At 60.0% G+C, this 12,839-nt stretch carries 13 protein-coding genes; 8 read left to right on the top strand and 5 right to left on the bottom strand.

The window, feature by feature from the left end:
• From CLV84_RS12885 to CLV84_RS12870, 4 genes are all read left to right on the top strand, one after another.
• Positions 1 to 699 carry a ComF family protein gene (locus CLV84_RS12885; protein ID WP_104420198.1) on the top strand — a complete coding sequence of 233 codons (699 nt, stop codon included), beginning with the start codon at positions 1 to 3 and terminating at the stop codon, positions 697 to 699.
• Between the two features lie 76 nt (positions 700 to 775).
• Positions 776 to 2,257: an IMP dehydrogenase gene (gene guaB, locus CLV84_RS12880; RefSeq protein WP_104420197.1), complete on the top strand. Its 1,482-nt coding sequence runs from the start codon at positions 776 to 778 to the stop codon at positions 2,255 to 2,257.
• Positions 2,258 to 2,530: 273 nt separating this feature from the next.
• A complete protein-coding gene (locus CLV84_RS12875) occupies positions 2,531 to 2,995 on the top strand; it encodes an FKBP-type peptidyl-prolyl cis-trans isomerase (RefSeq protein ID WP_104420196.1) in 465 nt (154 codons plus the stop codon).
• 67 nt (positions 2,996 to 3,062) lie between these two features.
• Positions 3,063 to 3,506 (top strand): TrmH family RNA methyltransferase, encoded by a 444-nt coding sequence (locus CLV84_RS12870; protein WP_170067694.1) that lies wholly within the window; start codon positions 3,063 to 3,065, stop codon positions 3,504 to 3,506.
• Here CLV84_RS12870 and CLV84_RS12865 read toward each other — a convergent pair.
• Positions 3,486 to 4,934, bottom strand: coding sequence for a tetratricopeptide repeat protein (locus tag CLV84_RS12865; RefSeq protein ID WP_104420194.1), 1,449 nt, complete (start codon positions 4,932 to 4,934; stop codon positions 3,486 to 3,488). The two genes, CLV84_RS12870 and CLV84_RS12865, sit on opposite strands and share 21 nt — an antisense overlap.
• A gap of 242 nt (positions 4,935 to 5,176) precedes the next feature.
• Here CLV84_RS12865 and CLV84_RS12860 point away from each other — a divergent pair, with 242 nt between their 5' ends.
• Positions 5,177 to 6,496, top strand: a complete 1,320-nt coding sequence (locus tag CLV84_RS12860) for a peptidoglycan-binding protein (RefSeq protein ID WP_104420193.1) — start codon at positions 5,177 to 5,179, stop codon at positions 6,494 to 6,496.
• A 7-nt stretch (positions 6,497 to 6,503) separates the two neighbouring features.
• On the opposite strand, the gene obgE is transcribed toward CLV84_RS12860, so the two are convergent.
• From obgE to CLV84_RS12845, 3 genes are read right to left on the bottom strand one after another with little or no spacing between them, the layout of a single operon-like run.
• Entirely contained in the window at positions 6,504 to 7,541 is a 1,038-nt protein-coding gene (obgE, locus tag CLV84_RS12855) for a GTPase ObgE (RefSeq protein WP_104420192.1), read from the bottom strand.
• A gap of 36 nt (positions 7,542 to 7,577) precedes the next feature.
• Positions 7,578 to 8,165 carry an adenylate kinase gene (locus tag CLV84_RS12850; protein WP_104420191.1) on the bottom strand — a complete coding sequence of 196 codons (588 nt, stop codon included), beginning with the start codon at positions 8,163 to 8,165 and terminating at the stop codon, positions 7,578 to 7,580.
• 45 nt (positions 8,166 to 8,210) lie between these two features.
• Positions 8,211 to 8,846 carry an NUDIX hydrolase gene (locus CLV84_RS12845; protein ID WP_104420190.1) on the bottom strand — a complete coding sequence of 212 codons (636 nt, stop codon included), beginning with the start codon at positions 8,844 to 8,846 and terminating at the stop codon, positions 8,211 to 8,213.
• A gap of 20 nt (positions 8,847 to 8,866) precedes the next feature.
• On the opposite strand from CLV84_RS12845, the gene pyrE reads away from it, so the two are divergent.
• From pyrE to CLV84_RS12830, 3 genes are read left to right on the top strand one after another with little or no spacing between them, the layout of a single operon-like run.
• Positions 8,867 to 9,511, top strand: a complete 645-nt coding sequence (pyrE, locus tag CLV84_RS12840) for an orotate phosphoribosyltransferase (protein ID WP_104420189.1) — start codon at positions 8,867 to 8,869, stop codon at positions 9,509 to 9,511.
• A 36-nt stretch (positions 9,512 to 9,547) separates the two neighbouring features.
• On the top strand, positions 9,548 to 10,633 hold the full coding sequence (locus CLV84_RS12835) for a M42 family metallopeptidase (RefSeq protein WP_104420188.1): 1,086 nt from the start codon (positions 9,548 to 9,550) through the stop codon (positions 10,631 to 10,633).
• 13 nt (positions 10,634 to 10,646) lie between these two features.
• Positions 10,647 to 11,450 carry a UbiA prenyltransferase family protein gene (locus CLV84_RS12830; RefSeq protein WP_104420187.1) on the top strand — a complete coding sequence of 268 codons (804 nt, stop codon included), beginning with the start codon at positions 10,647 to 10,649 and terminating at the stop codon, positions 11,448 to 11,450.
• Here the strand turns inward: CLV84_RS12830 and CLV84_RS21500 are convergent.
• A complete protein-coding gene (locus CLV84_RS21500; RefSeq protein ID WP_170067693.1) occupies positions 11,434 to 12,780 on the bottom strand; it encodes a gluconokinase in 1,347 nt (448 codons plus the stop codon). The two genes, CLV84_RS12830 and CLV84_RS21500, sit on opposite strands and share 17 nt — an antisense overlap.
• Between the last annotated feature and the right edge of the window lie 59 nt (positions 12,781 to 12,839).

The raw sequence follows: 12,839 nt of genomic DNA, 5'->3' as shown, positions 1-12,839 counted from the left end.
ATGGGGCTAGCCGACATTTTCCGGGGCCTGACCAGCCTGTTTTTCCCGAGCCTTTGCCTGCATTGCCGCCGCTCGCTGGACCGGGGAAGTGATTTGCTGTGCGTGGGTTGCGACGCCGACCTTCCCCTTTCCGATAGCTATCTACAGCCGGAAAACGCCGTCACCGATCGACTGGCCGGGAGGTTTCCGCTCACCTACGGCGCGTATGCCTACACCTTTCGCGACGGTACCGTCTGTCAGCGGCTCATTCACGCCCTTAAATACCACGACCGGCCGGACGTCGGCGTAGCCCTCGGCCGTCGTTTCGGTACCTACCTGCAATCCGCGGAACCGCTCCGCGGGCTGACCGGCATCGTCCCGGTGCCAATCCACCGTCGGCGCCGCCGGCAACGTGGTTATAATCAGGCCGAGGAGATCGCGTGCGGCCTGGCGGAATCCTTATCCGTTACCGTATACCCCGATGCCCTGCAACGGGCCGCCTTCGCCGGTTCGCAGACAAAAAGGGACAAACTGCAACGGCTGGAGAACGTTCGCCATTCCTTCCGCGTGGGGCGGGGGGATTTTCGGAATGGCCACCTCCTCCTGGTCGACGACGTGCTGACGACGGGGGCAACTATTGACTTTTGCGCCGAAGCCCTGATTGCAGCCCATCCGGGTCTGCAAATCAGCGTGGTAACCCTTGCGGTAGCCGAGCGCTAGTGTTCCGTGTCCGTCAGTATTGTGCAAGGAGTACGGCAGGCCGTGGCAAATCGGTCCGGATTACTTACTTTTGCGCATGGAAGACAACAAAAGCACCCACGATCGCTTTGCCGTGCAGGGCCTCACCTTCGACGATGTCCTGCTGCTGCCTGCCTACTCCGAAGTCCTTCCCCGGGAAGTCGACTTGTCCAGCCAGCTCACCCGCGGTCTTCGCCTGAACGCCCCCATCGTTTCCGCCGCCATGGATACCGTTACCGACGGTCGGCTGGCCATTGCTATTGCCCGGCAGGGGGGAATTGGCATCATTCACAAAAACATGACGATCGCCCAGCAGGCCGCGCAGGTGCGGAAGGTCAAGCGATCGGAGTCCGGCATGATCGTAGACCCGGTAACGCTGAAGCACGATGCTACGGTAGCCGACGCTAAGAGCCTCATGACGCAGCACCGCATCGGGGGCATTCCCATCGTCAACGATACCTTCGCGCTGGTGGGCATTCTAACCAACCGGGACCTCCGCTTCGAAACCGCCTCCGATCGGCCGATCAGCGAACGCATGACCACCGAGAATCTCATTACGGCACCGGTCGGTACCACGCTGGAGCAGGCCAAGCAGATTCTACAGGGGTACAAAATTGAAAAACTTCCGGTGGTCGATGACGAGGGTAAACTGGTCGGCCTGATCACCTATAAGGACATCCTCAAGGTCCAGAATTACCCTAATGCCTGTAAAGATTCTTACGGACGGCTAGTCGTTGGCGGCGCCATCGGCGTGACGGCCGACATGCTCGAACGGGTCCAGGCACTGGTAGACGTGAACGTGGACGTGATCACCATCGACACCGCCCACGGTCACAGCCAGGGCGTTCTGCAGGCGGTGCGGAAGGTACGCCACACCTTCCCCGAGTTGCAGATCATCGGCGGGAACGTGGCCACGGGCGAGGCGGCACTTGCCCTCGCCGAAGCAGGCGCAGACGGAGTGAAGGTGGGCGTGGGGCCCGGCTCCATTTGCACGACCCGTATCGTGGCGGGCGTCGGCGTACCCCAACTTTCGGCGATCGCTAACGCCGCCGAAGCCCTGAAGGGTACGGATATTCCCGTAATCGGAGACGGCGGAATCCGGTACTCCGGCGACATCGTGAAGGCACTCGCTGCGGGAGCATCGACCATCATGGCCGGCAGCCTCTTCGCGGGCGTAGACGAGAGCCCAGGCGAAACGATCCTCTACGACGGCCGAAAATTCAAGGTCTACCGCGGAATGGGATCACTCGGAGCTATGAATAAAGGCAGCAAGGACCGCTACTTTCAGGACGTGGAAGATGACGTAAAAAAGCTGGTGCCAGAGGGCATTGAAGGCCGCATTCCCTACAAGGGCAGCCTGGCGGAGGTGGTCAACCAGTACCTCGGTGGATTACGGGCCGGGATGGGATACTGTGGAGCGGCTACCATCACCGACCTGCAGCGGGCGCAGTTCGTGCGCATTACCGGAGCCGGCATTATGGAGAGCCACCCCCATAACATTACCATCACGAAAGAAGCGCCGAACTACAGCCGCCGGTAACCGCCGGCAGGTGCGGGAAAAAAAAAGGCCCGCCGGAAAACCGACGGACCGCTTACATACACTCACCTTATCTTATACGCTTAGTTCGTTATCCATTTAACCCACACTTGAAAGAGGTGTTCATGATTGTGAAAAAAAAGTGAATCTACTTCAAAGTCAGCCTGGCGAATTAGCTCAGCACAGGGTGTTAGCCCGTATTGTTACTCCCATTCACAATCGACCAGGAAAGCGTTTCCCCGCGATCGGCTTACCTTTACCGATAAATCTAGTTAAATGATGTTGAGGCTATTCCTTTGGCTCGCCTTCGTGGGCGGCGCATTTATCTTGGTTGGCTGTAGTGAGGACGACTGTATTGGAAGCGATCAGGACATCGACGAGTACATCATTAGCAATTCAGCTGATCTCCAAAACCTAATAGAAACGGAGCAGGGCGTGTACTACATCATCGACGAGCCGGGCGACACGACGTCGCGCCCCACCCTGTCCAGCGCCATTACCGTCAACTACGTTGGCACGACCACCGAGCGGGATACGTTCGACCAGACTTCGGGAACTCCGGTCACCTTCATCCTGGATGAATTGATCGAGGGGTGGCGAATCGGCATTCCGCAGATCGGCGCGGGAGGCAGTATTCGGCTTTTCGTTCCGGCCAATCGAGGGTATGGTGCTAATCAGGCGGCCAACCTCTGCGCCAATTCAGCCCTGATCTTCGATATCGACCTGATCAGTTTCCAATAGCTCCCACATCCGACAGCTAGCGCACCACGAAGTTCCTCGGTCCGGCCATCAATATCCCATCTGGTTGTTGCTGCCGGACTGGGTCGACCCCCGGAACGTCGGGTCCGCCTTTCGCCTAGCGGATGCCGCCGGTTTGGCCGGCATCGTACTGGCCGGCTCCACTCCCGCCCCCCCGAATCCAAAAATTGCAAAAACGGCCCGTTCGACGGTGCGATCGGTATCCTACCGGGAAGTCCCTGACGCCGTTGCCTACGTAGAATCGGAACGCGCGCGGGGGAGCTATGTCCTGGCGCTTGAGCTAACGGACACCAGCGCGTCTCTCTTCACCTACCCGGTTCCCACCGGGAATATCCTACTAATCGCAGGAAATGAATCCGCAGGAATCCCGGCCAACTTACTGGCGCTAAGCCACGCGTCGGTTCACTTGCCCATGCACGGACAGAATACGTCGATGAACGTATCCGTTGCGCTGGGGGCGGCGGTGTACGTACTACTTATGAAGTTGCAGTAAGGCCTGCACCTCTTCGTCATTCGCCAGCTCGGGGTGCCAGTTGAAGAGCAGATCGTAATCTTCGTAGTAGGCGCTCAGCGCATCGTGGAGGGCAGCCAGCGCCTGTTGACGGCGGCCACACAACATTAGGATAGCTACCGTACCAAAAGCAAGGGCCGCATCGTCGAAGGAATCGCCTACGTCTTCGAGCATCTGGATGGCATCCATCTCCCGCCCGTGCTCGACGAGGAACAGGGCGTAAGACACGTAGGCATCGCTAAACTGCTCGTCCATTTCAATGGCCTTGAGAAATGCCTGTTCGGCTTCCAGGGGCGCATTGGTAGCCGAGCTGCAAAGGGCAAGGCCCAACCAACAATCGGCGGTATGATTCGGCAGTTCCACCGCGCGGCCGTAATTGTAGGCTGCCACGCCCCATTTTTCCTCGGCTACGCAGCATTCCGCGATGTACTGGAAGATATCGTACATCTGGGGATCCAGTTCCACGGCACGGAAGTAGGCTCGTTTCGCTTCGGCGATTTGGTCGAGCATCTGGTAGCTACGACCGATACGCATGCAAGTCTCGTAGCTTTCTTCGGCTTCGTCCGACTCGAAATAGGCATTGTAGGCCTGGAGGGCCGGCTCATACATTTCCAGATCGAACAGCTTATCCGCGTACTCGAGGTCGTAAGAACTCCGCGACTCATTGAGGGAGCGGGCGTTGGCAAAGGCATCCAGGGCGGCAAGGTCGTCGCCCCCGTCATCGTGCCAGAGTCCGAAATAGAACCAGGAAAGGTCATTGAACGGGTCGCTTTCGGTCTGCCGCTGCAGCACTTCCCCGATCTCTTTGCGGAAGGCGGAAAGTTCCGGGGCGTTTAGCAGTTCGTCGTAGGCGGGTTCCTGGTAGGGGTCAAGCCGAATGGCCTCCGACAGGGCTTCGAAGCTTTCGCGGAACCGGTTTTCCTGCATGCATAGCAAGCCGTCGAAGAAGGCCAGCAGGCTCAGCTTTTCGTCCTCGTCCACTACGTTGTAGAGCTGGTCCAGGGCGGCCCGGGCTTCCTCGTGGTGCTCAAAGTGAACGAAAATTTCCAGTCGGAGCATCATCACCTCCTCATCGTTGGGGGCGTAAATATTCAGTTGCTCCAGGGTGGACATCGCATCGTCCTCTTCCAAGTTGATCTTGTGGATCAGGGCTTTCCACTTATAAAAATCGGGCGTGTAGTTGTGTTGTGTAATGGCTTGATCGGCGACTTCGAGGGTTTGGTCGTAGTCATGTTTGCCGAAATAATGCATCAGCAGCTCTTCAAATTCTTCCTCGGAGAGAAAGATGCCTTCCCCATTGAGAGCTCCTCTTTCGTACCTGGCCACCAGGGCCATCAGCGCCTTTTCGCGCTGGTCGTTGCTCTTTCTATTCATACCGGTCATCGCCCCCGGCTTAATCGCCTGGACCATTGGCTGGGGATCGTGGTAAAAATACGATTTTGGAGGCAGAAAGTTGCACGAGCTCCGGGGTATATGAGTGGACCGGCGTGGCGGTAGCAAGCCATGCTTACCAAAAGCCAAAACACAATAAATTCTTAAGGGCACCCTCCGCGGCAAGCCGGATGCCTACCGAACCCGTACCTTTGCCCGAAGATTATCGCGGCCCGCCAGGTCGCCGTCGCAGCGTACCCTACTGATACAACAACCAACCGATGACCAGACTACTGACCCTACTGCTACTAGCCGTAGTGGCAAGCCTTTCCGCCCAGGATCTTTACAACGTCCGTATCGGCACTTTTCAGGACGTTAGGGCCGAGGATTTCGCGGAGCTTCGCGAACTGGGTTTTGTCTACGGCGTCCCCATGGACGGCCAGCTCACCGACGTTTACATCGGCAACTATTCCACCGAGGAGCGCGCCGCGGAAGTGACCGACAACCTGCAGGGGCGGGGGTTCCGCAATGCCGCTCCTTTCGCCCTGCCGGTAGCCGGTACCGAATCGGATACGTACATTCAGATAGCCCTGCGCGGTCGGGGCCGTGGCTTCGACTGGCCCGAACTGGAGCGTGCCGGCAACCTGTTCGTGGAAGCGACCGACGGCGTCGCGAAGGTCGTGGTCGGTCCCTACGATGACGCTAGCGCGGCCAACGGGGCGTTAGCGGATATCCGTGCGTCGGGGTACGCCGACGCCTTCACCCGATCCATCCGGGAAGGGAGTCTGATCCCGGTTCGGCTGTTTGAAACCGGGATCAAAAAGCCATTGATCCCGATTGACTTGAGCCGGTCTCCGGATCGGTCCACCCCATCCGGGGAAATCGCTGCACCCGCGCCGCCGCCGCCCACACCATCCGCGCCGGATTCGACGGCCGCCGCCACGACCGAGGAAACCACCATGGTGGAAACGGTCGCGGCGGACATCCAGCCCGTACCGACAACCCTTCCCAGCCTGCCGGAGATCGACGTGGCCACGAAGCGGCATTCGGCCGCGGAGCTCCAGCGGGTACTCAAGGAGAAAGGCTTCTACGAAGGCAGTATCGACGGGTATTACGGACCGGGAACCCAGCAAGCCTTCGAAACGGCCTGGAGTGAGCTGGAAGAACTGAAAAACTACCGCCTCCTCGCCGGAATGGAACCGGCGGCGGCGGCCTCCACCAGCCCCACCGCCTGGCCGGAGATGCGGGTACTTTCCGCGATCGCCGCGGATATGTCAGCCGGAATGGCAAACCTCGACCGGGAGGGAGAGCTGGCGAAGGAGCGTACGGAGCTCTTCGCTGCCGATGGCAAGCTCTCCGCCGCGGCTTCCTCCGAAGCACGCAGCTGGGAGACTACCGTCTGGAACAACCTAAACGACTGGGCTACAGAGGATCCCCTGCACGCCCGGCTGCTGAGCGCGCTGCGGGTAGCCTACTACCAATCGCAGGCGCGGCTGGAGGCAATGTACCAGCAACGCGGCATGAGCCCCATGGAGGCCCGCGACCTGTCCACGGCCGCCCTCCGTAACGTTCTCGTGGCGGATCTCGACCGGTTCATGTGAGGGAATCTTATTCCTCCTCCATCGCCAGCTGCCGACCCTCGTAGTCTTCCCGCCGGGTGATGATGAGCTGGTAGAGCGTATCCTTAAGGGCCGTCATCCCCTCTCCCGTTACGGCCGATATGTAGATGCTCGGCAAATCGTTCGGGATCTCCCCCGCACGCATCCGCTTTAGTTCCTCATCGACCATATCCGCGCGGGTGAGGGCCAACAGGCGGGGTTTATCGAGCAGTTCGGGATTATAGCGTTCCAGTTCGTTCAGGAGGATGCGGTACTGCCCTTTGATGTCGTCGGCATCCGCGGGGATGCAGAACAACAGGGTCGCGTTCCTTTCGATGTGGCGCAGGAAACGGTGGCCGAGGCCTTTCCCTTCGTGGGCACCTTCGATGATCCCCGGGATGTCGGCCATCGCGAACGACTTTCCGTCGCGGTACTGCACCATGCCGAGATTGGGTACGAGGGTGGTGAATTCGTAATTGGCAATTTCCGGTTTGGCGGCGCTGACGACGGAGAGCAGGGTCGATTTACCGACGTTGGGCAGTCCGACCAATCCCACATCGGCCAGTACCTTCAGTTCGAGGATGTACCAACCTTCCGTGCCGGGCTCGCCGGGTTGGGCGTAGTCGGGACTTTGGTTGGTACTCGACTTGAAGTGGGAGTTTCCCTGCCCGCCCCGACCGCCTTCCAGTAGGACGTATTCTTCCCCGTGGTCGGTGACTTCGACCAGGAGCTCGTTGGTTTCCGCGTCGCGGGCGATGGTGCCCAGCGGTACCTCCAGAACGACGTCGCTACCGCTGGCGCCGCTTTTGTTATTCTCGCTGCCCCGCTCGCCGTGCTCCGCCCGGATGTGTTTTTTGTATTTGAACTGCAGGAGCGTCCAGAGATTACGGTTGCCACGCAGAATGATGTGTCCGCCCCGTCCGCCGTCCCCCCCGTCCGGTCCTCCCTTGGGGATCCCCTTCGCCCGGTAAAAATGCCGGGATCCGGGCCCACCGTCTCCGGAAGTCAGATTGATCTTTACGTAATCAACGAAATTTGCCTTTGCCATACAGAGGTACCAACGGCTACTTGGCCGTGGTGTGCGTTACTGACCGGCGGGCATCTCCCGTCCGATGATGCTATCGATTTCCCGCGATACTTCTTCGGGCGTGAGCGTACCGTCCACCCGGTGCGCGAGACCTAAGTTTTGGTAAAAGTCGAATACGGGCGAGGTATAGTTTACGAAATTCTCGTAGCGGGTGCGGATCACGTCTTCCTTCAGGTCGTCGGCGCGGCCGCTGGTGGCGCCGCGGCCCAGGATACGTTCGACGATGGTATCGGCGTCGACGTCCAGCAGGATCAGCGCATTGATCTGGCTGCTGCGCCCCTGCATGAGTTCGTTCAGTTCGGCCGCCTGTGGATCGGTGCGGGGAAAACCGTCGAAGATGATGCCGGTGACGTCGGGGTGCTGATCGACGCGTTTGCGCAACATCGCGATCGTGACCTCATCCGGCACCAGGTGGCCGGCATCCATGTAGGAGCGGGCTTCCTGTCCGAGGGGCGTGTTCCGGCTGAGCTCCTCGCGGAACATGTCACCCGTACTGATGTGGAGAAAGTCGTATTTGTCCACCAACAGGCTGGCTTGGGTTCCCTTGCCAGAACCCGGAGGGCCGAATAAAATGAGGTTGTACATAGTGGCGATCGTGAGTGGGGCGGCAAATATAGAAAAGGCTGCCGGTTAACGCCCGACGGCGTACCGGTTAAGTAGGGATCGCAGGTTTTCGTACAGGGGTTCCCCGCTGCCGAGCACCTCCCGGACGTCGCGCCATTCGGCCCGCAGGATGTCTTCTCCGGTTTCGGGTACCAACGCTTCCTGGCGGGTGGTCATGCGGTACCAGTAGGTGGGCTTGAGGATTCGGTTCTTTTTGCCGCGGTAGGTATGGTAGGTCGTCGGCAGGGCCTGCCCGAGCTCGATTTGTTGCAGCCCCGTTTCCTCCGCTACTTCCCGAAGGGCGGCGGTGGGCCGGTCTTCTCCTTCGTCGAGCTTTCCCTTCGGCAGGTCCCAGTAGCCCCGGCGAAAGATGAAGAGTTGCTTCCCGTTATCCTCGTTGGTAACTACCCCGCCGGCGGCCTCGATCCAGCGGTAGTGGGCGCGAAAATCAGCCCAGAGTGCGTCCAGGTCATCGGTGGTCAGTTCGATGGAGGTGATCTTCTGGCTACTCTTCTCGAGGGTGTCGACGTAATTGAGCAGGCTCTTTTTTTTCCCGGTGTAGCGGGCGATCAGATGGGTGTCGGGGGAGGCATCCCCGTACGGGCCGGGAGACGAGCGTTCCCGGAGGGTCAGGGGGCGGTCGTTGATATAGATTACGTACATTTGCGCGAAATTTACAAACTATGGACACTCCCCGTCGAATTGCCCGTCAACTGCTTGCGGTCGGAGCGGTAAAGCTACAACCCCAGGATCCCTTTACCTGGGCCAGCGGGTTGCGTTCCCCCATTTACTGCGACAACCGGGTGCTGCTCTCCTACCCGGATATCCGGCGGGAGATCATCGAAGCCCTGGGCGAGGCCGCAGGTGACATGTCTTCCGTGGAGGGAATTGCCGGGGTAGCCACGGCGGGCATTCCGCACGGTGCCTTGCTTGCCGACCGGATGGGGCTGCCCTTCGTGTACGTTCGCAGTTCGAACAAGGAGCACGGTCGGCGGAACCGGATCGAAGGCCGCCTGGAGCCCGGCAAGCGTTACCTCGTCGTCGAAGACCTGATCTCCACGGGCGGCAGCTGCCTGAAGGCCGTGGAAGCACTCCGGCAGGCCGGGGCGGAGATCGCCGGTACCGTCGCTATTTTCACCTACCAATTCCCTTCCGCGGAGCGCGCTTTCCAGCTCGCGCAGGTTCCGCTGAAGACCGTGAGCAATTACGAAAGTTTACTGGAGGAAGCCACTTCTTCCGGAGCCATTTCCGGGGCGGAAGCCAATGCCCTTGCCGACTGGCGGCAAGATCCCCGCGCCTGGAGCGAGCAGTTTACCTCGCAGGCCTAGCCGCTCTACACCATTTTACCACTTTGAACAACCTAGATGTCTATCTTAAACCAACCCGCAGAAACCTTTTTACATCACTACTTGAACAACGCCTCCCCTACGGGTTTTGAGAGCGCCGGCCAAAAACTGTGGATCGAATACATCCGCCCCTTCGTGGATGAGATCGCGCTGGATACGTACGGTACGGCCTATGGCGTAATCAATCCGGGTAAGGACTACCGCGTGGTGATCGAGGGCCACGCCGACGAGATCAGCTGGTTCGTCCACTACATTACCGACAGCGGATTCCTGTACGTGGTGCGCAACGGCGGTAGCGATCACATGATCGCCCCATCCAAACGGGTGAACATCCACGGCGACAAAGGCATCGTTCGCGGCGTCTTCGGCTGGCCGGCCATTCACACCCGCCGCGGGGAAGACAGCAAGCTGGCCCCCAAGATCGAGAACATCTTCATCGATATCGGCGCCAAGGACAAAGAAGAGGTACTGGAAATGGGCGTGCACGTAGGTAGCGTCATTACTTACCCCGACGAACTGGAGATCATCAACGACCGCTACTACTGCGGTCGGGCCCTGGACAACCGCATGGGGGGGTTCTGCATCGCACAGGTGGCCCGCCTGCTGCGCGAGCGTAAGATCGAACTGCCCTACTCCCTTTACATCGTCAACGCGGTCCAGGAAGAGGTGGGACTACGGGGCGCACAGATGATCACCGACCGCATCAAGCCCCAGGTAGCCATCGTGACCGACGTGACCCACGACACGAATACCCCGATGCTGGACAAAAAGAAAGTCGGCGACGTGAAAAGCGGCAAGGGACCCAGCGTAACCACTGCCCCGGCCGTACACAACAAGCTACTCAAGCTGATCATCGAGGCAGCCCAGGAGAACGAGATCGACTTCCAGCGCGAAGCCAGCAGCCGGGCTACCGGCACGGATACCGATGCCTTTGCCTATTCCAACGGCGGCGTGGCGTCGGCCCTCATCAGTCTCCCCCTGAAGTACATGCACACCACGGTCGAAATGGCCGCCAAGAGCGACGTCGAAGGCGTTATCGAACTCATCCTCCACAGCCTGACCAAGATCGAAGACGGCATGAGCTTCAATTACTTCGACGTGTAGCAAACCCGGCCCTATGCGCAATCCGGTATTGAATTGGCTCTTTTACGGCCACGTATGGATTGCGCTGGCGGCCGCGGCCCTCTGCTGGCAATCCACCTACTTGGACACCGGCGACCGGACCGTCCACGCCGCACACTATTTCGTCTTCGCGGCCACGCTGGGGGTGTATACCCTACACCGACTATTGAGCTTCCAGCGAGCGGGCGGACAACCGGACGGGCGGCGCTACCGCGTAGTGGCCTCCCACCCGGAAGCTTCCCTCATCGTGGGCTGCGGCGGGTTGCTGCTGGCGCTTACGGCCGTGTGGTACCTTCCGCTATCTCGATTCTGGCCGGTGGTTTTCGCCGTTCCGTTTACGTACTTTTACCTGATCCCCTTGTACCCCGGGGGGCCCCGGCTGCGCGACTTTCCCTACCTGAAGGGGGTATGGGTGGCCTTCGCCTGGACGCTGATGACCCAGGTGTTCCCCATTCTTCCCGATCACTTGAGTGCGGAAACCCTGCTGCGGTTCTGCTTCACGCTCTCCGTAGCCTTGTTATTCGATACGCGCGACGTAGCGCTGGATCGGCGCCAGGGCGTAAAAACCCTAGCCGCCAATCACCCCCGACTCAATCGGCGGCTTGCCCTCGGACTCCTGCTACTGTGCGCGCTGGTCTCCCTTATGGTTTATCCTGCTCCCATCGGACGCCGGCTTGCCATCGCCTACGGCATCGGCATCGGGGTAGGTGCCTTTACGGGACCGGATCGCGGGGAAGATTACTACGCCGTTGCGGTTAACGGCTTGCTCCTGCTACCTCCGCTCATCCTGATGCGTTAACCGATTCGCTACGTTTGGCGACCAGGGCGGCTCCATAAGCACTGGCCTGGGGCGTATGGGCTATTTCTACCGTGCATCCGCTCCGCCGGGCCAGCAACGCTACCCACTCGGGCGAACGGGTGAAGCCACCACTGGCGTAGATGATGTCGACCGGGCAGGTGGCGGCTTCTACTTGCCGCAGGATTTCGATGATGTTATCAGTCACCCCCACCAAGACGGCCCGCGCCAGGTCCCGCGCCTTGTGATTTCCGCGAAGGTGGGTGAAAGCGGCCGTAGCCAGCGCATCCCAGATGGGCGCCCGTTCTCCGTTCAGGTAAGGGCTGAAGCGGAGGTCCGTGTCCGGTGCGGTAGCGGCGGACGCGATCATGTCACCAATGCTATCAAAATGGCCCTTCAGCAGGTCATACAGCCATTCCATCACCTTCCCCCCGTTGTTCGTGGCTCCTCCCAGGACGGAATAATCGTCGAAGAGGAGGTAATTAAACAATTGGTGGTCGACACCGGCATTCAGGCCGCGGTGGGTGACGCGGACGGCACCACTGGTTCCGATGGTGAGGGAAACTTTTCCGGGTTCCAACAGACCGCTGCCCAGATTCGCCAGGCAGCCGTCCGAGCCCCCGATGTAAAGGGGAAGATCCGCTACGCCCAGGCGTTCGGCTACCTCCGGTCGCCACTCCAGCCGGGTCCGTGCGGGGACTACCGTCGGTAGCTGCAAATTAAGCGGCTGGCCATTCCCCGCTAAGCGGAGAGCCTCGTCGTCCCAGTCGCGTTCCGCCAGGTTTAACAGGCCGGTGGCACTGGCTAACTGTTCGTCGATGACCTTCCCGGCGGTGGTCCACCGATCGACTAAATAGGACTTAAGATCACTGAGGTAGGTAGCGCGCTCCAGAAACGCGGGGCGGTCATCGGCGAGCCACCGGAGCTTCACGAGGGGCGACATGGGGTGGACGGGCGTACCGGTCCGGTGCCGCAGTTCGTCCTGAAGGCTTTTGGGAAAACGGTCCATCACCGCTTGGGCGCGGATGTCGGCCCAGGTGAGGATGGGCCCGATTGGATCGCCCTGGTCGTCCAGCAGGAGAACACCGTGCATCGGGCAGCTGATGCCCATTCCGGCGGGTGTCCGGGGCAGGGCCTCCAGCAGTTCCGTTAGCAGTTTTTCCGCGACGGAGATGATTTCGTGGGGATCCTGTACCGCGGCGCCCGCCTCGGGGTAGTGGAGTTCGTAACCGCCGGAGCGTTCGTCCACCATCTTGCCTGCCGCATCAAAGGCACAAACTTTCGCGGAGGTGGTTCCCAGATCCAGACCCAGGTAAATATTGTCGGTCGGCATGGGGTAAAGGTAAACGGTAGCGGCGGTACGGGGCGGGAAAAGGATCCACGATCTCTGGT

It is taken from the genome of Neolewinella xylanilytica (assembly GCF_002934605.1).
Classification (GTDB): domain Bacteria; phylum Bacteroidota; class Bacteroidia; order Chitinophagales; family Saprospiraceae; genus Neolewinella; species Neolewinella xylanilytica.
The sequence above is the reverse complement of the archived record's forward strand: the minus strand, read 5'-3'. Positions and strand labels throughout refer to the sequence as shown.

What these genes read in the sequence shown, in the direction of transcription:
- CLV84_RS12885 (WP_104420198.1), top strand. Translation starts at nt 1, where the DNA reads ATGGGGCTAGCCGACATTTTCCGGGGCCTGACCAGCCTGTTTTTCCCG.
- guaB (WP_104420197.1), top strand. Translation starts at nt 776, where the DNA reads ATGGAAGACAACAAAAGCACCCACGATCGCTTTGCCGTGCAGGGCCTC.
- CLV84_RS12875 (WP_104420196.1), top strand. Translation starts at nt 2,531, where the DNA reads ATGATGTTGAGGCTATTCCTTTGGCTCGCCTTCGTGGGCGGCGCATTT.
- CLV84_RS12865 (WP_104420194.1), bottom strand. Translation starts at nt 4,934, where the DNA reads ATGGTCCAGGCGATTAAGCCGGGGGCGATGACCGGTATGAATAGAAAG.
- CLV84_RS12860 (WP_104420193.1), top strand. Translation starts at nt 5,177, where the DNA reads ATGACCAGACTACTGACCCTACTGCTACTAGCCGTAGTGGCAAGCCTT.
- obgE (WP_104420192.1), bottom strand. Translation starts at nt 7,541, where the DNA reads ATGGCAAAGGCAAATTTCGTTGATTACGTAAAGATCAATCTGACTTCC.
- CLV84_RS12850 (WP_104420191.1), bottom strand. Translation starts at nt 8,165, where the DNA reads ATGTACAACCTCATTTTATTCGGCCCTCCGGGTTCTGGCAAGGGAACC.
- CLV84_RS12845 (WP_104420190.1), bottom strand. Translation starts at nt 8,846, where the DNA reads ATGTACGTAATCTATATCAACGACCGCCCCCTGACCCTCCGGGAACGC.
- pyrE (WP_104420189.1), top strand. Translation starts at nt 8,867, where the DNA reads ATGGACACTCCCCGTCGAATTGCCCGTCAACTGCTTGCGGTCGGAGCG.
- CLV84_RS12835 (WP_104420188.1), top strand. Translation starts at nt 9,548, where the DNA reads ATGTCTATCTTAAACCAACCCGCAGAAACCTTTTTACATCACTACTTG.
- CLV84_RS12830 (WP_104420187.1), top strand. Translation starts at nt 10,647, where the DNA reads ATGCGCAATCCGGTATTGAATTGGCTCTTTTACGGCCACGTATGGATT.
- CLV84_RS21500 (WP_170067693.1), bottom strand. Translation starts at nt 12,780, where the DNA reads ATGCCGACCGACAATATTTACCTGGGTCTGGATCTGGGAACCACCTCC.